This is a genomic window from Acholeplasma laidlawii, from assembly GCF_015709225.1.
GTDB lineage: Bacteria > Bacillota_I > Bacilli_A > Acholeplasmatales > Acholeplasmataceae > Acholeplasma > Acholeplasma laidlawii_A.
In genome coordinates this window covers 1-19,658 of record NZ_JADNRS010000049.1, presented here as the reverse complement: position 1 = coordinate 19,658, position 19,658 = coordinate 1, and the positions used below count along the sequence as shown (strand labels likewise).

Annotated in this window: 19 protein-coding genes and 1 pseudogene; 3 read left to right on the top strand and 17 right to left on the bottom strand. The window is 32.8% G+C overall.

Features of this window, described 5'->3' with window-relative positions:
- Positions 1–7 precede the first annotated feature (7 nt).
- The 6 genes from IY230_RS04960 to IY230_RS04935 all read right to left on the bottom strand — a co-directional run bounded on the left by IY230_RS04960 (position 8) and on the right by IY230_RS04935 (position 3,989).
- On the bottom strand, positions 8–484 hold the full coding sequence (locus tag IY230_RS04960) for a hypothetical protein (RefSeq protein WP_196370323.1): 477 nt from the start codon (positions 482–484) through the stop codon (positions 8–10).
- Positions 485–714: 230 nt separating this feature from the next.
- Positions 715–1,479, bottom strand: a complete 765-nt coding sequence (tpiA, locus tag IY230_RS04955) for a triose-phosphate isomerase (protein WP_230852603.1) — start codon at positions 1,477–1,479, stop codon at positions 715–717.
- Between the two features lie 5 nt (positions 1,480–1,484).
- Positions 1,485–1,730 (bottom strand): HPr family phosphocarrier protein, encoded by a 246-nt coding sequence (locus IY230_RS04950; RefSeq protein ID WP_196370321.1) that lies wholly within the window; start codon positions 1,728–1,730, stop codon positions 1,485–1,487.
- A gap of 19 nt (positions 1,731–1,749) precedes the next feature.
- Complete coding sequence (locus IY230_RS04945) at positions 1,750–2,298, bottom strand: helix-turn-helix domain-containing protein (RefSeq protein WP_196370320.1); 549 nt, start codon at positions 2,296–2,298, stop codon at positions 1,750–1,752.
- Positions 2,298–3,497, bottom strand: coding sequence for a phosphoglycerate kinase (locus IY230_RS04940; RefSeq protein ID WP_196370319.1), 1,200 nt, complete (start codon positions 3,495–3,497; stop codon positions 2,298–2,300). The genes IY230_RS04945 and IY230_RS04940 overlap by 1 nt, the downstream gene beginning before the upstream one ends.
- 90 nt (positions 3,498–3,587) lie before the next feature.
- On the bottom strand, positions 3,588–3,989 hold the full coding sequence (locus tag IY230_RS04935; protein ID WP_196370318.1) for a competence protein ComK: 402 nt from the start codon (positions 3,987–3,989) through the stop codon (positions 3,588–3,590).
- A 76-nt stretch (positions 3,990–4,065) separates the two neighbouring features.
- On the opposite strand from IY230_RS04935, the gene IY230_RS04930 reads away from it, so the two are divergent.
- Entirely contained in the window at positions 4,066–4,776 is a 711-nt protein-coding gene (locus IY230_RS04930) for a hypothetical protein (protein WP_196370317.1), read from the top strand.
- A 38-nt stretch (positions 4,777–4,814) separates the two neighbouring features.
- On the opposite strand, the gene IY230_RS04925 is transcribed toward IY230_RS04930, so the two are convergent.
- The 6 genes from IY230_RS04925 to sufC all read right to left on the bottom strand — a co-directional run bounded on the left by IY230_RS04925 (position 4,815) and on the right by sufC (position 10,849).
- Positions 4,815–6,041 carry an Ig-like domain-containing protein gene (locus tag IY230_RS04925; protein WP_196370316.1) on the bottom strand — a complete coding sequence of 409 codons (1,227 nt, stop codon included), beginning with the start codon at positions 6,039–6,041 and terminating at the stop codon, positions 4,815–4,817.
- A 96-nt stretch (positions 6,042–6,137) separates the two neighbouring features.
- Positions 6,138–7,547 (bottom strand): Fe-S cluster assembly protein SufB, encoded by a 1,410-nt coding sequence (gene sufB / locus IY230_RS04920; protein ID WP_196370315.1) that lies wholly within the window; start codon positions 7,545–7,547, stop codon positions 6,138–6,140.
- Positions 7,540–7,986: a Fe-S cluster assembly sulfur transfer protein SufU gene (gene sufU / locus IY230_RS04915; protein WP_196370314.1), complete on the bottom strand. Its 447-nt coding sequence runs from the start codon at positions 7,984–7,986 to the stop codon at positions 7,540–7,542. The genes sufB and sufU overlap by 8 nt, the downstream gene beginning before the upstream one ends.
- A 13-nt stretch (positions 7,987–7,999) precedes the next feature.
- Positions 8,000–9,202 carry an aminotransferase class V-fold PLP-dependent enzyme gene (locus IY230_RS04910; RefSeq protein WP_196370312.1) on the bottom strand — a complete coding sequence of 401 codons (1,203 nt, stop codon included), beginning with the start codon at positions 9,200–9,202 and terminating at the stop codon, positions 8,000–8,002.
- Between the two features lie 4 nt (positions 9,203–9,206).
- The gene (locus IY230_RS04905; RefSeq protein ID WP_196370310.1) at positions 9,207–10,079 is read right to left on the bottom strand and encodes a SufD family Fe-S cluster assembly protein; all 873 of its coding nucleotides are present in this window, start codon (positions 10,077–10,079) and stop codon (positions 9,207–9,209) included.
- Positions 10,080–10,081: 2 nt separating this feature from the next.
- Entirely contained in the window at positions 10,082–10,849 is a 768-nt protein-coding gene (gene sufC / locus IY230_RS04900; protein WP_196370308.1) for a Fe-S cluster assembly ATPase SufC, read from the bottom strand.
- 247 nt (positions 10,850–11,096) lie between these two features.
- Between sufC and IY230_RS04895 the strand changes: the two genes are divergently transcribed.
- Complete coding sequence (locus IY230_RS04895; protein ID WP_196370307.1) at positions 11,097–11,819, top strand: hypothetical protein; 723 nt, start codon at positions 11,097–11,099, stop codon at positions 11,817–11,819.
- A gap of 250 nt (positions 11,820–12,069) precedes the next feature.
- Here IY230_RS04895 and IY230_RS04890 read toward each other — a convergent pair.
- The 5 genes and pseudogenes from IY230_RS04890 to IY230_RS04870 form a co-directional block, all read right to left on the bottom strand.
- Positions 12,070–13,179, bottom strand: a pseudogene (locus tag IY230_RS04890) (ABC transporter ATP-binding protein); the annotation flags it as partial.
- Positions 13,176–14,285, bottom strand: coding sequence for an ABC transporter ATP-binding protein (locus tag IY230_RS04885; protein ID WP_196370303.1), 1,110 nt, complete (start codon positions 14,283–14,285; stop codon positions 13,176–13,178). The pseudogene IY230_RS04890 and the gene IY230_RS04885, both read right to left, overlap by 4 nt.
- A complete protein-coding gene (locus IY230_RS04880) occupies positions 14,285–15,598 on the bottom strand; it encodes an ABC transporter permease (RefSeq protein ID WP_196370301.1) in 1,314 nt (437 codons plus the stop codon). The genes IY230_RS04885 and IY230_RS04880 overlap by 1 nt, the downstream gene beginning before the upstream one ends.
- Positions 15,595–16,554: an ABC transporter permease gene (locus tag IY230_RS04875; RefSeq protein ID WP_196370299.1), complete on the bottom strand. Its 960-nt coding sequence runs from the start codon at positions 16,552–16,554 to the stop codon at positions 15,595–15,597. The genes IY230_RS04880 and IY230_RS04875 overlap by 4 nt, the downstream gene beginning before the upstream one ends.
- Positions 16,555–16,667: 113 nt before the next feature.
- The gene (locus IY230_RS04870; protein WP_196370297.1) at positions 16,668–19,049 is read right to left on the bottom strand and encodes an ABC transporter substrate-binding protein; all 2,382 of its coding nucleotides are present in this window, start codon (positions 19,047–19,049) and stop codon (positions 16,668–16,670) included.
- A gap of 206 nt (positions 19,050–19,255) precedes the next feature.
- On the opposite strand from IY230_RS04870, the gene IY230_RS04865 reads away from it, so the two are divergent.
- On the top strand, positions 19,256–19,618 hold the full coding sequence (locus IY230_RS04865; protein ID WP_196370295.1) for a DUF3899 domain-containing protein: 363 nt from the start codon (positions 19,256–19,258) through the stop codon (positions 19,616–19,618).
- Positions 19,619–19,658: the final 40 nt, after the last annotated feature.

The window sequence follows — 19,658 nt, the reverse complement described above, 5'->3', positions numbered from 1 at the left end:
ATCTTCTCTAAAGTTTAATTTTACAAACGCCTGAGTGTATTTGTCTAATGACAATACCTAAGCCAAGTACTATAAGTACTAGTGATATGATTTTATATGGGAATCCTGCAAGTGGTAATGCAATGACACTAAAACTAATCCCGATTGCTGCAAAGAATGCAATCACACAACTTGTACAACCATAGGTTAGTATACCAAATAATACAGATACAAACCCTAAATTTGACGCTTTAGATTCTCTACCCTTAATCTCTACCATTGCTGTTGATAAGTTCATTAAAAGCGTTGATAGGATTGCCATGATAACATTCATGAAGATGTTAATCACTACAAGATACATACCAAATTGGTTTGCCATAGTTTCGTAGGACATATTTAAGTAATCTACAATAAAATATATAAACAAGAATAACAATAGAAATATGATACCTTGAATTATATATTTTTTAGTTTTCAATAGATCAAATGCTCGTTTAATCATCATTTTTACTCCTTATTTATACCTTCAATTATACCATAAGGGGTATATTGATAAATTGATATGCTTTAAATCATTAAATATTAGGATTTTACCCATATTTACACTTTTTAAAGCATAAATTCACTATTTATACCTATAGGGGTATATAGGTAGTCAACTGGATACATATGTTTACTTTATTTTAGCATAATAAAAGGGTCATGGCGTTCATCCATGACCCACTTTAAGTTTAATTATTTGTTTTTTGCTGCTTTTGTAAATGTTAAGAAGTTTTTATGATCTAATGCTGCGCCACCAATTAATGCACCATCGATATCTGATTCTTGTAATAGACTTTCAATGTTATCTGGTTTAACAGAACCACCATATAAGATACGTACTTGAGCTGCAACTTCAGCACCATATAGGTCACTTAGTTTAGCACGTACATCTTTGATTGTATCATTTGCCATTTGTGGTGTAGCAGTTTTACCTGTTCCGATTGCCCACACTGGTTCATAAGCTACAATAGTTTTTAATGCTTGTTCTTTAGAAACGCCTTCAAATGCTTTGTCTAATTGAACATCTAGTACTTCTTTAGTCTTATTAGCTTCTCTTGTATCTAATTGTTCACCAATACATAAAATTGGAGCTAAGTCATATTTAAATGCTGCATGCATTTTTAAGTTCACGTCTTTGTCTGTTTCATTAAATAAACTACGACGTTCTGAGTGTCCAATTAAGATATATTCAGCACCAGCTGTTTTTACTTGTGCGGGTGAGTTTTCTCCAGTAAATGCGCCTTCATCAGCATAATGCATATTTTGTGCACCGATACGGATATGTTCGCCTTCACGTTTTACTAATAAGTTTAATAAGATTGCTGGCGCACAAATAATAGACTCAACTTCGTCTCTACTTGGTACTGCACCATTTACAGCGAAAATGAATTCTAAAGCCTCATCTTTAGTTTTAAACATTTTCCAGTTTGCTGCAATTACAGGTATTCTTTTTGCCATTGCTATTAACCTAAGATTGAAGAGATGTCTTTAATTGCTTCTTCGGCATGAGGTCCTGCTGCAACAATTTTAACGTTCTCACCTTTAGGTACTGCTAAACTCATTAATCCTAAGATTGATTTGAGATCAACAACTTTATCTTTATAGTATAATTTAATATCTACAGCATATTTAGATGCTGTTTGGACGACTTTAGCAGCTAGTGTTGCATGAAGTCCAGCGGTAGAACCGATGATAATTTCTTTTTCCATAGTCATTCTCCTTTATTTTTTAAAACATTGGTGGTGTGGAAATCCAGAGGACTCTTGCCACACTATTTCCTAAATTTTGTAAGTAGTGTTCTTTATTAGCCATGTAATAAAAGGTTTCGCCTTTTTTTACGATGTGTCTAGTTTTGTTTAATACTAAGGTCACTTGACCTTCTAATACGTATCCAAATTCTTCCCCAGGGTGTGAATCATCTATTGTAGATTGACCGCCCGGCATGATTTCAATAATAATTGGTTCCATTTCATACTTTAATGCATTTGGAACAATCCATGAAATTGTAGACCCTAAATCAGGGTTTTCTTTTTCGTAAAAGTCTTCCTTGGTAAATACAATTTTTGCGTCTTCGCCTTCTGGTTTAGAAAAGAACTCATGTGTTTCTACACCTAACACTTCAAGTAATGAAAATAATGTTTGAATGGAAGGTGAAGTTAAATTGTTTTCTAATTGTGAAATATAGCCTTTAGTCAATTCTAAGCGGTTAGCAAGTTCTTCTTGAGTCAGGTTGTTACCAAGTCTGAGTGCTCTGATTTTCTTGCCGATATCTATCATTATTTTACATCTACCAATTCTACACCTGGTAATACTTTACCTTCTAAATACTCTAAGGAAGCACCACCACCGGTTGAGATGTGACTAAATTTATCTTCAAGACCAAATTTTGCAACCGCTGCTGCAGAGTCTCCACCACCAACGATTGTAATTGCTTTACCATGTAAGTCTGCTAATGCCTTTGTAACTTCTAATGTACCATTTGCAAATTTTTCCATTTCAAATACGCCTTGAGGTCCATTCCATACAACAGTTTTAGCACTTGCAATAATTTCTTTAAATCTTGCTACTGTTTTAGGTCCAATATCTAAGCCCATTTCATCTGCCGGAATTGCATCAAATGATCTTACATTCGTTTCAGTATCTTTATCAAATGCTTTACCTGTAACAACATCAAAACCTAATTCAATTTTACCATTAGATAACTCAAGTAATTCTTTAGCTAAATCTAATTTATCTAATTCTACTAAGGATTTACCTACTTCAAAGCCTTGAGCTTTTAAGAATGTAAATGCCATACCGCCACCGATCAATACTTTATCAGCAACTTTTAGTAAGTTTTTAATCACTTCAATTTTATCAGATACTTTAGCACCACCTAAAATCGCAACGAATGGTCTTTCAGGATTTTCTAATGCTCCACCAATAAAGTTGATTTCTTTTTCAAGTAATAAACCTGCAACAGAAACTTCCATATTGTTTGCAATACCAACGTTAGAAGCATGTGCTCTATGCGCTGTACCGAACGCATCATTTACAAATACATCCCCTAATGATGCCCAGTATTTACCTAATTCTGGATTGTTTTTAGATTCTTTGTTTCCATCTAAATCTTCAAAACGTGTATTTTCAAACATTAACACATCACCGGATTTTAGATTTTTAACAGCAGCCTCTAAAGCTTCGCCTCTTGTTTCAGGAATAAATACAACTGGTTTGTTGATTAATTCCGATAATCTAGCTGCAACTGGTTTAAGTGAGTTTGTTGCTTTATCTTCAGCTGTTTTAATACGTCCTAAGTGTGAGAACAGTATTAACTTAGCACCTTTTTCAATTGCATATTCAATTGTAGGTAAAGCAGCTGTAATACGTGTATCATCTGAGATAGATCCGTCTTTATTCAAAGGAACATTGAAGTCTACGCGCATTAATACACTTTTGTTTTTTAATTCGATGTCTCTAATTGTTTTTTTAGCCATTTTATTTCTCCTTATGTTAAACGTTTTTCCATGTCATATTATACCATGAACATAAAATTGTTGCCAATAACTTATTAATTGAAAGTGTATTCATTCTAAACTTACTTTGTAATTAAGTACTTTAAATATTAGACTGACTAATCTTTGATAACTTTTAGTCGATAAATCGACCTTTATTCGGTAAGTTTCATCAAATATGAACTCTATATATTTATCCATATATATAATTTCTTTTATCTGCATATAATTTATCCAAATACTATCTATATGATGATATGACTTTGTCGCAAAAAAAGCATATTTGCTACTTAAAACAATCGGTATTTTATATTGTTCCTTTGTTATATTGCGTACTGATTTCTGATAGCTTTCAAAACTTGTTAAGTGCTTTAAACATAGTTTTTTAACCACTGCTAATGCAGAGGTTCCAGATTTTCTTCTATTCGGATAAATGATGCCTCCATCTGATTCATTTTTAATAAAGTAAATCATGCTTATCACCCTTTTTTAAATCTATTATAAAGTGTTATAATGTTAGTTGATAGTAATTATAAGAGGGTTTCCAATTATGCTTCAAGATAAAGATTTAAAACTGATTAAAGATAAAAAGATACGCAATTTATATCAAACTATTTATAGTCACTTAAAACATATTGAACAACTACAGACAGTTGATGAACTTAAAGCGCATGAAACGCTTTTTAAAGCTTATAAAAATGGTTATACATCAGATCATAAGATGTTTAAAGCACTACTTAAAGAGCACTTAGCAAATCCTTATATTTATATCGATTGGTTCCAAGTATTTATAACCTCAAAAATAGATTATTTAAATAGACCTAAATTAAAACAATTAGATGATCTATTAAAATACTGTGAACTTCAATCCTCATTTGGTTATCTATTTTTAATTACAGATACACTTGCTAAACATCATGTGAGCTTTATCAATTTAATATCTAGAATAGATATCTTAAGTTACATACTTATTCATGACCTAAATTTAGATAAAAACAATCTACCATATTATCCGCAAAACCTCATTTTAGATTTTGGTATTGAATACGCCATGGATGGTAGTTTAATGAAGAATGAAAAGTATATAGCTCTATGGGAATATATACACTTTAAAATTCAAGGATTTATCAAAGAACTTGATACTACTTTAATTCAATTTCAAGCACATGAAGTGACATTGATTACTTTCTATATAGAAAATATCGACTCAAAACTGAAACAAAAACGAAGAGATTTAATGGACTATTTAAAAACACTTTAAACTGAAAGATTTTAGTTTAAAGTGTTTTATTTTTAAGTCTAGGAGTTAAATACTGTATCATGTGCTGCTTGTTTAAGTATCGTCATAATAGTTTCATCTAAATCTAGATGGACCCAATCATTTTCAAGTGGTGATCTGTTTGTTAGTACTGCATAATGTGTATATGCAGAAAGTAGTGCACCGTATAAACTTGGATGGTTTAGGTCTTGATATAAATTAATTTCTGGATGGTTTTGACTTATATTTAAGAAAGCATAACCCACTGGTGATAGTGTCGCATCTATCTTTGTAGCGGCTTGCTCGTATAACGCGCCTAATTGATTCGTCATATTATCACGTGCTAATGTGTCTTCATAGTTATAGCCCCACGTTTGATAAAGTACTGTTTTAGCGCCTTGTGCCATAATTTTTTTATCAAACAAGACGACTGCATCTTCAAACTTTTTATAATCCATGATGGGTCCATTACTATACTCTTGTAAAAACACATGTGTATACTGATCTTTAGTTATAAGAAAATTAAAGTTGATTTCATGATCTATAATCCATTGTGGAGTTGTACTATCTAATAAAAAGTTTACAACTACATCATCCGCTCTTAACATTTCATATATAAAATTTGGAATGTTATAGGTATATTTTGTTAAACTATTTCCAATAAATAATAGATTATATGCTTCAACTTCATCACTATAAACCACTTCAAATTCAATCGTCGTTTGAGTTTGCCAGTCACTAGCAAGATAAGCAGTTAAGCTATACTTACCAGCTTTAGAAAATTTGATATTTCCTGTTTTATCATCAAAGTCGATAAAGCTTGCAGTATAACTATATCTTACATCAGAATTATATGATTTATCAGGTAAAAAATCTAATGTTACCTGATATATCTTACCAACATAGAATAAATTATTTTGCTCACTTACAACATTTAGTTGTAACCCCTCTACCGGTGGTAATGCAAGTACCGTGACTTCCTTTTCAAAGATATTGTTTGTGGCATTTGTAACAGTTATTATTGTAGTCCCTACACTTAATGCACGTATATTACCTGTTGTATCGACTAAAGCTACATCTACATTACTAGATTGAAAAGTAAATTTATCGTTAACATTACTACTAGTTGGTTCAAGTATCATACTATCTCCAATATATAAAAAATCAGGCATATCTAGGTTAATTTCATAGTTAGTTTTACCTATCTCGCATGATACCAAAAAAAATGATACAGTTAATATACATATAGCCAAAATAATTTTTTTCATAAATACCCCTAAATAAATTTCTATACTCATTATACTATATAAAAAGAAAACCACCTTATAGCATTTATTATCTATAAGGTGGTTCGTATATATCTATTAACCAATAGAGCCTTCCATTTCAAGTTTAATCAATTGATTTAACTCGACAGCATATTCCATTGGTAGTTCTTTTGAAAATGGTTCAATAAAGCCCATTACAATCATTTCAGTAGCTTCTTCTTCAGTTAAACCACGACTCATTAAGTAGAATAGTTGTTCTTCTGATATTTTAGATACTGTTGCCTCATGTTGTAAGAATACATCGGAGTTTTTAATGACGTTAATAGGAATTGTATCGGATGTTGAGATACCATCTAAGATGATCGTGTCACATTCAATATTGGATTTAGAACCTTTAGCGTTTTTACCAAAGGATACTTTACCACGGTAATTGACCTTACCACCACCACGAGCAATCGATTTAGAAATAATGTTTGAAGTGGTATTTGGGGCAACGTGAATCATACGAGCACCAGCATCTTGCCATTGGTCTTTTCCTGCAAAAGCAATCGAAATTGTCGTACCCTTTGCATGCTCACCTAATAAGATACAAGAAGGGTATTTCATATTTACGTTAGAACCGATATTACCATCAATCCATTCCATATGTCCATTTTCATAGACAAATGCACGTTTAGTAACTAAGTTAATAACGTTTGTTGACCAGTTTTGAATGGTTGTATAACGGCATGTTGCATTCTTTTTAACAATCACTTCAACAGTTGCAACGTGTAGCGAGTCTTTTTGATAAATTGGTGCTGTACAACCTTCTACGTAGTTTACATAAGCACCTTCATCAACAATGATAAGTGTTCTTTCAAATTGACCCATTTGATCAGAGTTAATTCTAAAGTATGATTGTAGTGGTTTTTCTACACGTACACCTTTTGGTACGTAAATAAATGAACCACCTGACCATACTGCAGCATTTAGTGCAGCATATTTGTTATCTTTATTACTTACAACTGTACCAAAGTATTCTTTAACAAGTTCCGGATACTCTCTAATTGCAGTATCTGTATCTACATAGATAACACCTAGTTTTTCTAACTCTTCTTTTGAACTGTGGTAAACAACCTCAGATTCAAATTGTGTGGAAACACCTGCTAAGTAATTTCTTTCAGCTTGAGGAATACCTAAGCGTTCAAAAGTTTCTTTAATCTTTTCCGGTACATCATCCCAAGAGTTCATTGCTTTATCAGTAGATTTGATATAGTAAGTAAATTCTTGAAAATCAATAAAACTTAAATCAGGACCCCAGTTAGGGTTTGGTGTATTTATAAAATTATTATAGGATTCTAAACGATAGTCTGTCATCCATTTTGGTTCTTTTTTAATTTCAGATATTTGTCTAACTATTTTCTCATTAATACCTTTACCAGTATCCATGATGGGTTTAGAGTCCGTTATGAATCCAAACTGATAGTCACCAACAATATTATCTATTTTTGTTTTTGTGTCACTCATTATTTTGTTCTCCTTCCAAAGGATTTAAACCCTTCTCATATGCTTTCCATGCAAGTGTTGCACATTTGATTCTTGCTGGAAATTGACCAACACCTTCAAATGCTAAGGCATCTTCTAATACGGATTTATCTTTAATTTCTTTGCCAGTTAACATATCATAAAAGGTACGAATAAGTTTTATGGCTTCTGTTGTGTCTTTATTTTTTAATAGTTCAGAGGCTATAGATGCAGATGCACAGCATATACTACATCCTTTGCCTTGTTGTTTTAAGTCGATAATTTTATCATCCTTGATGAGTAATTGAACAATTAGGTCATCCCCACATGTTGGATTATTTAAGTGGACCGTTAAGTAACCCTCATCATTGATTAATCCCTTGTTTTTAGGGTTTTTATAATGATCCATGATTACTGAGCGATATAATGTTTTTAAGTCCATAAATAGTTCCTTTCTATATACTGTGGAAGAAATCTCTTGTTTCAAGGATTGCTTTAATTAATATGTCACAGTCTTCAATACTATTGTATATTGCAAATGATGCACGCACCGTTGCATCTTGATTTAGATACTTCATTGTAAGTTGATTACAATGATGTCCCGCTCTTACAGCAACACCATGTTGATCTAAGAAGCTTGATGTGTCATGAGGATGTACCTCATCAATGTTAAACGATAAAAGACTGGTCTTTCCATGTTTGTTAAAAATAGTTATACCTGGTTCATCTTTTAATTTAGTTACAACATAATTTCTTAGGTGAAGTTCGTGTTGATGGATATTTTCAATACCAACTGAATCAATAAACTCTAATGCTTTAGCAAGTCCTATAGCCTCTGCTATTGCAGGAGTACCTGCTTCAAATTTATAGGCACCACTTTTCCAAGTTGAGCCTTCTAAATGAACTTTATCAACCATTTCTCCACCAAATTCTGTTGGAGATAGTTTAGACATCAGCCCTCTTTTGATATATAAAACACCGATACCATTTGGTCCATAGACTTTATGACCACTAAAGGCTAAGATATCCACATCAAGTGCTTTCACATCGGTTTTAATATGAACAATAGATTGAGCAGCATCAACAATGATTTTAGCACCAACAGCATGTGTCAGTTTTGCCATCTCTTGAAGTGGTGTTTCATAACCCATCACATTAGACATGTGATGCGTAATGACTAACTTCGTTTTACCTGTTAAAACAGTTTTGAAGTTTTCAATCGTGATCATACCATCCATTAAAGGTATAAACTTAACGACCAAATTTAATCTGGATGCTAGTTCTAACCAAGGTAGTAAGTTGGAATGATGTTCTAACTCAGATAAAATAATTTCATCGCCACTTTGAAGTGTTAACCCTAAACTGTTTGCTGCTAAGTTTAAACTATGTGTTGTAGACTTTGTAAAGATAACTTCCTCAGTGGACGCATTAATAAACTTTGCAATCACGCTTCTTGCATGTTCATACTTTTCAGTTGATTCTGCTGCAAGTTGATATACACCACGGTGAACATTGGTTCCATTAAAGGATAAATAATCCATCATAGCGTCTATTACTGATTGGTGTTTAAAAGCACTTGCTGCAGAGTCAAAAAACCTTGTATCAGGATATTTTGAATAAACTGGAAATTGTGCTCTTATCTTCTTTACATCAATCATTTATCTATATTCTTTCGTTTACGATTTTTGCTACATTTTCTTTGATGAGTTCATCATCAATTTCATCAATAATTGGTTGTAGATAACCATTAATAATTAATCTTTGCGCATCTTCTAATGTAATACCTCTACTTCTTAAATAAAAGATAACTTCATCTTCCATTTTACCAACTGTAGCGGCATGTCCAGCCTTCACATCATGTTCATCAATAATTAATATTGGGTTCACATCGATTTGGGCTTTATCATTTGTAATAATACCTTTAAGTGTTTGGAATGCTGATGAACCATTCATACCTTGTTCAATTTGTCCAACACCATTGATTTTAATAATACCATTTTGACCAGCTATACCAACGTTGGTCATTTCTGCTGAACTAAATGGTGCATAATGTGTCATATGAATATCTAGCTTTTGACTATGATCTGTACTTGATACTGTAATTGTTCTTACCCTTAAATTAGCACCTTTACCATCAAGATCTAAAAATAGTTTAGCATCCATCACATTGTTAACAAAACCACCAATAAACTCCATATTAGAATCTGCTAAACTTGATGATTTAAAATTTAACTTAGCATTGTTTGATTGAACTTCTGAAATAAGTAGAAACTTTACTTGTGAATTTTCCATAAGTTTCATGTCTATATCATAAGTTACATCACTTGAATCCGTGTCATTAAGTTCTAAAATAAGTTTAGCTTCAACACTCGGTTCAACAACGATATTTAAACGCGTTAGTTCTCTATGGTTAAGTTTGATTGTTAAAGTGTCTTTAAAAACTGATTTTTTTAATAATTTTAATGTATTGTCACTAAATGTAACACCACTTGGTAGTGATTGGTTATTTACATTTGTTAATTGGATAATACTCATAATTATTCTTTACCAACTTCAAAATCAATACCTAGTTCTTCTTTTACCCATTCATAACCAGATTGATCGATTTTTTCTATTAAGTCACTACCACCTGATAATACAATCTTACCATTTATCATAATATGAACGTGTGTTGGTTTAATGTAATCCAAAATTCTTTGATAGTGGGTAATTAGTATACACCCAAAATCAGGTGAAACCATGTCGTTGACATTCTCGCCCACAATACGTAATGCGTCAATATCTAAACCTGAGTCAATTTCATCTAAAATAGCAAATTTAGGTTTTAAAGTTTTAAGTTGAAGTATTTCATTGCGTTTTCTTTCCCCACCTGAAAAACCTTCGTTTAAGTAACGGTGTGGTAAGTCTTCACGCATTTTTAATTCACTTGCATATTGTTCATAATCCATAATGAACTTGATAAGTGGTACATCTTTACCTGTAACAGCTTTTAATGCTTGACGCATAAAATCTGAATTGGTTACACCACTAACCTCTTGTGGGTATTGCATAGCTAAAAAAAGTCCTTGACGAGCGCGCTCATCTACTTCTAATTCTAATAGGTCTGCATCATCTAAAAATGCACTTCCTTGTGTCACTTCATATTTAGGATGGCCCATTAATGCTGAAGCTAAAGTGGATTTACCTGTACCATTTGGACCCATGATTGCGTGTACTTCACCTGTTTTTACAGTTAAGTTAACACCTTTCAAGATTTCTTTGTCTTCAATGGATACGTGTAAATCATTGATTGTTAATGTTGACATTATATTCTCCTTCTACAAATTAATATTTACCTAAATTATTATAACATTAAATGCCTTAGATATCTAAACATAGGTTTTATATTTAAGTTATTTTAAAGATTCTAATATTGTTACTACATTTCTATTTATAATATGATGTATAAAATACATAATTTAAACTAATTGTGGTAAAAACCCATGAAACTGACTTCTATATTTACGATTTAGGACGTTAATATGATAGAATATCACTAGAGGAAATGATGATATGAATACATATAATAAATTACAAAAAAAGTTTTTAATTTGGATCTTAATTGAGGTCGTAATCACCTTTGCACTCTTAGTGTTTTTACTATTTTTACCACTTGAATTTAATGTGTTAATGCCGATTTTATTTGTCATATTACTTATTGGTTTAATCTTAAGTTTAGTCTTAAAATCTAAGTTTGATTACTATAATTTCTTATATAGACATAGTGCATTATTTGAAAATCTAGCACCTGCAGTAGAAACAAACCAGATCATATTATCTCAAGCATGGTTTGAGATGTTAAAAAAAGAAAAATACCAGTTATATAAGTCTTATGGCGGTTACAGCATTTACTATAAGATAGATAATGGACCAAATAACAAACGTGCATTTAAAACGCTTTATATTGTGGTTGCGATTGCAGATAATAGCTTAAGTTTTGAAAATGAAATCATTGAAAAATCGATTAACAAATTAGAAATGCATCTATACAAAAATGCAAAATATAGTCAAAGAATTATTTACCAGTTTAAATCAGATAAGAAGTTTACACAAGAACTTGCTAAATCTACAAACATGGTATTATTTGCTAGAAACCACAAACAAAACATTGTTTTAATTAATGTTTACCACTTTTTGGATGATCATGTTGCTTATTTTGTTCACAGTACAACAAATCCACCAACTCCATATTATGATTTTGCATCTAAACATTTAATTGATTTATTAAATAAATAACTAGTTAAAGATAAAAGAGAGTTCCCCAAGGAAACTCTCTTTTTAAAAAGTTTTATTTAGTTACTTTTTTAGCAGCTGGCTTTTTAGCGGGTGCCTTTTTTGTTGTTGCATCAGCTTTTTTAGCTGGTGCTTTTGCTGCTGTCGGTTTCTTAGTAGCTGTTTTTTTAGCAACTACTTTTTCTTCAATTTCAGCTTTAGCTACTACATCAACAGGTGTTGAGCTAGTTTTAGCTTTAGATGCTTCTACAACTTCTTTTTTATAGTTTGCAATTTCATCTGGTGAACCGTATACAAAGTGATTACCACCAACATCGACTAGCGATGGTTGATTTGTTTCACTGTAGTTATGAACTGATGCATCATAAGAGAATCTCTTACGTGTCTTTTCATAAATTGGGTTCGGGAATGGAATTGCTGATAAAAGTGATTTAGTATATGGATGCAGTGGATTATTGAATAAATCTTCTGATGAAGCTAATTCAACAATTTTACCAAAGTGCATAACCGCGATACGATCACTAAAGTATTTAACAACTGATAAGTCGTGAGCAATGAATAAAATAGTTAAGTTTAAAGTACTTTGTAAATCTTTTAGTAAGTTAATGACTTGAGCTTGAATAGATACGTCAAGTGCACTAATAGGTTCGTCTGCAATTAATAATTCAGGTTCAACAATTAACGCTCTGGCAATACCAATACGTTGACGTTGTCCACCTGAGAACTCATGTGGATAACGGAATGCGTGTTCTGGAACAAGACCAACAACTTTTAAGATTTCAAATACTTTTTCATCAATAACTTTAGAATCCCTTAAACCACCAATACGTAAACCCTCAGCGATAATTTCTTTAACTGTCATACGTGGATTTAAGGATGAAATTGGATCTTGGAAAATCATTTGTACTTTCTTCATGGTGTTTATTAATTCACCTTTGAAAGCATTGTCCTTTTTCATTCTTTTAATTTCTTGTTTTTGGGCTTTAACTAATAAACTTAAATCTTTTTTAATTTGTGCTATTTTATCTTTATTATCCGTAGTAGTATCGCTCTTTAATGCATCGATTTCTGCCTTAGCTTCTGCTTTAGCTTCTTTAATGCGCTTAACATAAGTACCTACACCACCACCAATACGTTGACCTTTAAATAAGATTTCACCATTCGTAGCATCATATAATTTAACGATTGTACGACCAGTCGTAGTTTTACCACAGCCTGATTCACCTACAAGACCAAATACTTCACCTTTATAGATATCAAAACTAATCCCGTCAACAGCCTTAACGACCATTTTATTACGTCCTGAACCCACTTTAAAGTGTTGTTCTAGACCTTTAACTTCTAAGACTTTTTCTCTATTCATCGTGTTATACCTGCCTTATTCTTTTCAATTCTTCTCTTTAAAGATTCAGGTAAATCCACTTTAGGTGCATCTGGATGTAACAACCAGGTTGAAGCATAATGCGTTTCACTGACCTTAAATAGAGGTGGTTCTTGCTCAAAATCGATTTGCATAGCAAATTTATTTCTTGGGGCAAAAGCATCACCAACAGGTGGGAAATGCATATCTGGTGGTGTTCCAGGAATAGCAAATAGTTTATCTTTTGAATCTAAATCAGGCATTGCTGATAGAAGTGCCCAAGTATATGGGTGTTTTGGATCATAGAAGATTTCTTCCACATTACCAGTTTCAACAATCTTACCAGCATACATTACTGCAACACGGTCAGCCATATTCGCAACAACACCTAAATCGTGTGTAATGAAGATAACTGAAAGGTTACGTTCTTTTTTGATACGATTAATTAATTCTAATATTTGAGCTTGAATTGTAACGTCTAAAGCTGTAGTTGGCTCGTCACAGATTAGGATTTCAGCATTATTTGCAAGTGCAATCGCGATAACGATTCTTTGTCTCATCCCACCTGAAAATTGGAACGGATAGTTAGAATAACGTTGTGCAGCATTTGTAATACCCACTTCTTCCATAAGTTCAATAGCTCTTGCTTTAGCTTGTTCTTTTGTCATACCCATTTTTAAATAAAGGGCTTCTGAAATTTGATTACCCACACGCATAATTGGGTTTAAACTACTCATTGGATCTTGGAAGATCATTGAGATTTTAGTCCCTCTTAATAAATGGAAATCATCTTCTGAGATTGTCATTAAGTCGATAATATCAGTTTCATCTTCATTTTGTTGATCTTCTTCACTACCTTCGGTTTGCTTTAATTTCTTAATGCCACTGTCATAGTAGTAAATAGATCCTTTTTCATGGATGGAGTTTCCAGCTAATATACCAATAATTGCTCTAGATGTAACACTCTTACCAGAACCACTTTCACCAACAATCGCAAGTGTTTCACCACGATGTAAATCGAAGTTAATTCCACGAACGGCTTTTAGTGTACCTTGTTGAGTTCTAAATGAGACAGTTAAATCTTGAACGGATAAAATTTTGTCTGACATTATTCTTCAACTCCTCTCAAGGATGGGTTAAATGCGTCACGTAAACCATTACCAAATAAGTTAAATGCTAAGATCATAAATGAAATAACTAATGATGGGAAGATAACTAAATGGAATGCTGACATCATACGTGCTTGACCATCTGATAGTAATGCACCGAAACTTTGAGCATTACTATAGTTAATAATACCAAGGTATGCAAATGTTGATTCTGATGTAATAACACCTGGAATATATAATACTAAAGATGTAATTAAAGTACCTACAGTACTCGGGAAAATATGTTTTGCCATAATACGAATATCACTAGCACCTAGTGTTCTAGCTGCAAGTACATATTCACGGTTTTTATATCTATAAAATTGTGCACGGGTTAGTGCGGATATACCTAGCCATCCGGTTAATGTGAATGCTATGATAACAATCCAAGTTGTATTACCAAATCTTAATAATAATAGTGTTAAGATAGCCATAAACGGTAATCCTGATAAAATTTCAGAAATACGTTCAATAACTAAGTCTAATGTACCACCATAATAACCAGATATAGAACCAACAATAATACCTACAATAATATTAATAGCAGCAACCATAAATGCGATTAATAAAGAAACACTTAAACCTTCCCACATTAATGTAAATAGGTCATTACCTGCAACTGTAGATCCAAACCAAAAGTCTTGATTTGTGTTTCCATAAACCACTTCTAAGAATTTAAAGAAATGAACTCTGACACGGTATGTACCGTTTATTAGTTCACCATCCTCATGAATAATAACTTCACCAGGATTTGATGCTTCATATGCTTTAATAGTTTCATATTCTTTAATAGATAATGATAAATAACTATCATAAGAGTTCATGTAATCTACATACTTGTAATAGTCAACTTTAACTTTAACCATACCTACTGCATTTGGTTTACTAAAGTTACCAATAATAATACCTTCAGCATTCTGATCATTAAGTAAAATATCAAAACGTTGAGGGAACCCTTCTAAGGTTTTGTGACCATTAAAACCAAGCCACTCTAAACCAGAGATTCTTGGCGGCATTTCTTTTAATCTGTCAGTCCATTTTCTACTTTCTTGATTACTTACAAGATCATAGTTTCTGATGTGAGGACCAACCATTGACATCAGCATAATAACGATTAAGATAATAAACGCGATTAAAGAAGCTTTATTCTTCTTAAAGCGGTTCCAAGCATCTTGATAATAACCTACAGACTTTGACTTAAGTTGTTCATCATAGATAACGCCCGTATCTTGAGTAAATACAAATTTACTTTTATCTACATTTATATTGTTCATCGTTTTCCAGCTCCTACTCTAATTCTTGGATCAATAATACCGTATGAAATATCAACGATTAAACCTGCAAATAAACCGATTACAGTATAAAACATTAGATAACCCATGATTAACGGATAATCTCTGTTGTTGAATGCTTCGATGTAAATACCACCGACGCCTTCAACTCTAAAGATTCTTTCAATAATTAGTGATCCAGAAAGGATAGATACAAATCCACCAAGTAAAGATGGTGCAATTGGAACTAATGCATTTCTTAGCGCATGTCTTACTGTTGCTTGCTTTTTGTTTAATCCTTTTGTTCTACTTAATAACATAAATTCTGATGTTAATACTTCCGTTAATTCCGCTCTAGTTAATCTTGTTAAACCAGCTACAGAACCAATAGTCATAACGACAACAGGCATTACATAAGATGCTAGACCTCTAAAGATATTCTCTGCGAAGTCAATATTAGATGCAACAAAAGGTGTGTCTAACCACTCTAGTTGGTAGACAACTGTATATTGTAGTAATGTTGCTACAACAAAGGTTGGTACGGAAATAAAAATAACAACACCAATCGAAATTAAATGATCGGTTAGTTTATTCTTTTTAAGTGCGGCCCAAATCCCTAATCCTATACCAATTGGAATTGATAATAAATAAGGAACGATATTTAATCTAAGTGATACAGGAATTCTATCAGCTAAAATAGCAGTAACGTCTCTACTTCTATTTAATGATCTTCCTAAACTACCAGACTGAATAATATTTCTTATCCATATCACAAATTGTTCTAAGATCGGCTTATTATATCCCTCTAATTCCTCAAGTAGTTTTCGTAGTTCTGGGTCAACTCCTAGAACAGCTGCGTGATAGTTTGGCAACATTTTAATAAATACGAATACTAAAAAAATGATAATTGCCGCTGTTATGAAAATGAGGAAAACCCTTTTTAAGATATAATTTCTCATAATTTCTCCATTCATACGACATAAGAACCCTAATGCTTTATATCATCAGGGTCTTACTGTCGAAATAAGTTTTACTTATTATACTATGTGTTTAGTTAAAATACAATACTTTTTTAGTCAAGGTACATGTATTTTAGACCACCCCAACCCATCCATGCATGGTATTCGGTAGCTTCAAATTTGACTCTTGAACTATAAACTGTAGCTGAAACTGATGTAAATAATGGAATCGCGATCATTTCTTCTAATAAAGCCGCTTCCATAGCTGCAGTGATTCTATCAAAGTCATCGTTACGACCTGTATAGTTTACATCACTTACGTTATAGAATGTAGATGCTGCTGCTTTATATACATTATCAAATGTCGCAGAATATGTATCTGTATCACCAAAGTTAGCTAAAGCTGCTGTCCATCTTCCATATGCTGCTAATTGTGCTTCAGATGCTGTTTCTTCATTAAAGTCAGCAACCCATCTTTGTAATGCTGCTTTAGTGTTTGGAAGTTCGATTTCTAACGCGATATCACCAGTATTGAAACCATTTTCTAACATGTTATTTGCACCACTAATTGAGTTATAAACTTGACCCATTAAGGAAACTGGATTGAAGTTTAGACCTTGCCATCCACCAAATGTCATGTCGAAGTCAAAGTTATCCCAAGCCGCGTCTAATGCATCAGAAGATACACCATTTAATTTAAGTTCGAACTTATCACCAAAGATAGCTTCAACTGTTTGTTTTACCCAGTCAGCAACAGTGTCGTTAGTTTCAACTTTGTAATATGTATATTCTACAGTTACTTTGTCGCCATTTGCGATATTGCCATCAGTTACTGATTTAGCATAAGCTGCATCAAATAGTTGTTTAGCTTTAGTTGGGTTAAATCCAGTTGTTTCTGGTGATAATGGAGCAAATACTGCTTTACCTGCGTCTGATCCACGGTATGAAACGGAACCATATTCAGTAGCAATGTAGACAGGTCCGATGAATCCTTGGTTAGCATAAGCCGGAGCTCTAACTTCAGATGCAAATTCTTCACGGTCAATTGCGTAGTAGAATGCTTGTCTAAATTCTGGATAAGTTAAAATCGGATTAGTTGATCCATCAGGTCTTTCAGCAATGTTAAATGCAAATCTGAAGAACACTGTTGATGGAGTTAATTTTAATTGTGGTGAGTCTTTGAATTCTTTGAAGTATTCACCGCTTGCTCCAACGATATCTAAACGCCCTGCTTTAAATTCGTTAACTGCAATACTTTGATCAGCGATAACATCGTATCTAATTCTTTCAATTCTATATTCGTCAGCTGCGTAATGATCATCATTCTTTTCAAATAAGTATAATACGCCATCTTGCCATTCGATTAAGTTATAAGCACCATAAGATACTAATGGGTTGTCAATTGTACCGTAAGTAGTAGTACGTTTATCAGCTGATTTACCAGCTTCGTATTTAGCTTCGTGAACAACACCTGTAATACCACTCATTAATTGACCTTTAACGTACCAAGCGTCTTTAGGTTCTGATAATGTGATTTGGAATTTGTGAGTTCCTGTAACTTTGAAACCAACATTTGCCCAAGCCATAGGATCGTTAGGGATTTTTGTTCCGCCAACTGGTTCGCCATTTTCAGCAACCGGTACGACTGCACCGTCTTCAAATCTTAATTGTGGTCTACCAGCAACATAACCTTCTAATGCTGTTTCTGCATCGAATGCAGGGTTTGCATCACCGTTAGGTAATTTTGAAAGATTACCAGCTGCGTCTTCAGCTAATAATGAACCGTCTTCTAATGTAAGTGCCCAGTTAGTATAGTTTCTTGGGAAGTATGATGCATAATCTGCGCCATAGAATTCAACAAAATAACCTTCTACTGTAGCGAAGTAGTAGTCAAAACCACCAACTTCGTGTGAATATGCGTTATCAATGGACACTTCTTTTCCATCTACTAACCAAACAAATTCACCAAAAGCATCAGATTTTGGACTCTTTTGTTTTGTGTAAGCCTCTGCGTTTACTAACGGTAAGTTAGATGCATCATAAAGGTTACTTGCTCTTACGTTTAATTGATCAGGATCTAATAATTGTCTCCATGAATAATCAAATGTATTTGCGTTGATTGGAGTACCATCTTGGAACTTCAGGTCAGTTCTAAGTGTGATTTCCCAAACAGTACCGTCTCCATTAACGTCTACTGGTTCCCCAGCCGCCATTCTTGGAACACGTGCATATGGTAATGATGCAGCATTTGTAAAGTCACCTACTTTTGTAGCAGTTCCTTCTTCAATTGCTTTAGCCCAATCGTAGTCTCCTGTATATAGTGAATCTGTAACATAATCAAATAATTCACTAGCAGTTGCTAAACTTTCAGAATATGGATTCAATTTAGCTGTTCCGCTTGTGTAAGTACGATATGTATTACTATCTTTTGGAGTACATGCGATTAAAACTAATGCGCTTAGTAACACTAAAAGTGTAAATAATATTTTTTTCATTCTCTCTTTTCCTCTCTACCCAAATTAAGGTATGGAAAGAGTTTACTATAATTGATTTATTTAGTCAACAATAATATTTCAAAAAAACGACAAATGTTGTAATGTAAACGTATTCATAGCAAAAAATTTTATTTTAAACGTAAAAATCGCCCTTTTATGATATACTTTGACTGTTTCCACTTACAATTTTTTAAGGAGTTTTACCTATGAGAGACAAAAGAAAGATTTTAAAACTATTATTAATAGATATAGTGATTGGTTCTATTGTATTTGGTTTAATTTATTTATATTCACCAGACTGGAAGTATTTCTTTGATTACTTTTATGTTTCAGCCGCTATACTCTTTACATTTGGCTGGATGGTATTTGTAGCAAATGAAGGTGTATTTGACTTATTTATATACGGTGTCCAACAATTCTTTAAAGGTATTGTTGGTAAGCGTATGAAGATGACTTACCCAGAGTACATTCAAGATAGAAATATAATTGATAGAATGACTTATATCATGTTATGGACCACGTCCTTATTATTCGCGCTTACAGGATTAATAATTCAGTTAACTATATAATATATATATAAAGAATCAGGGCCTACCTATCTAAAGGTAA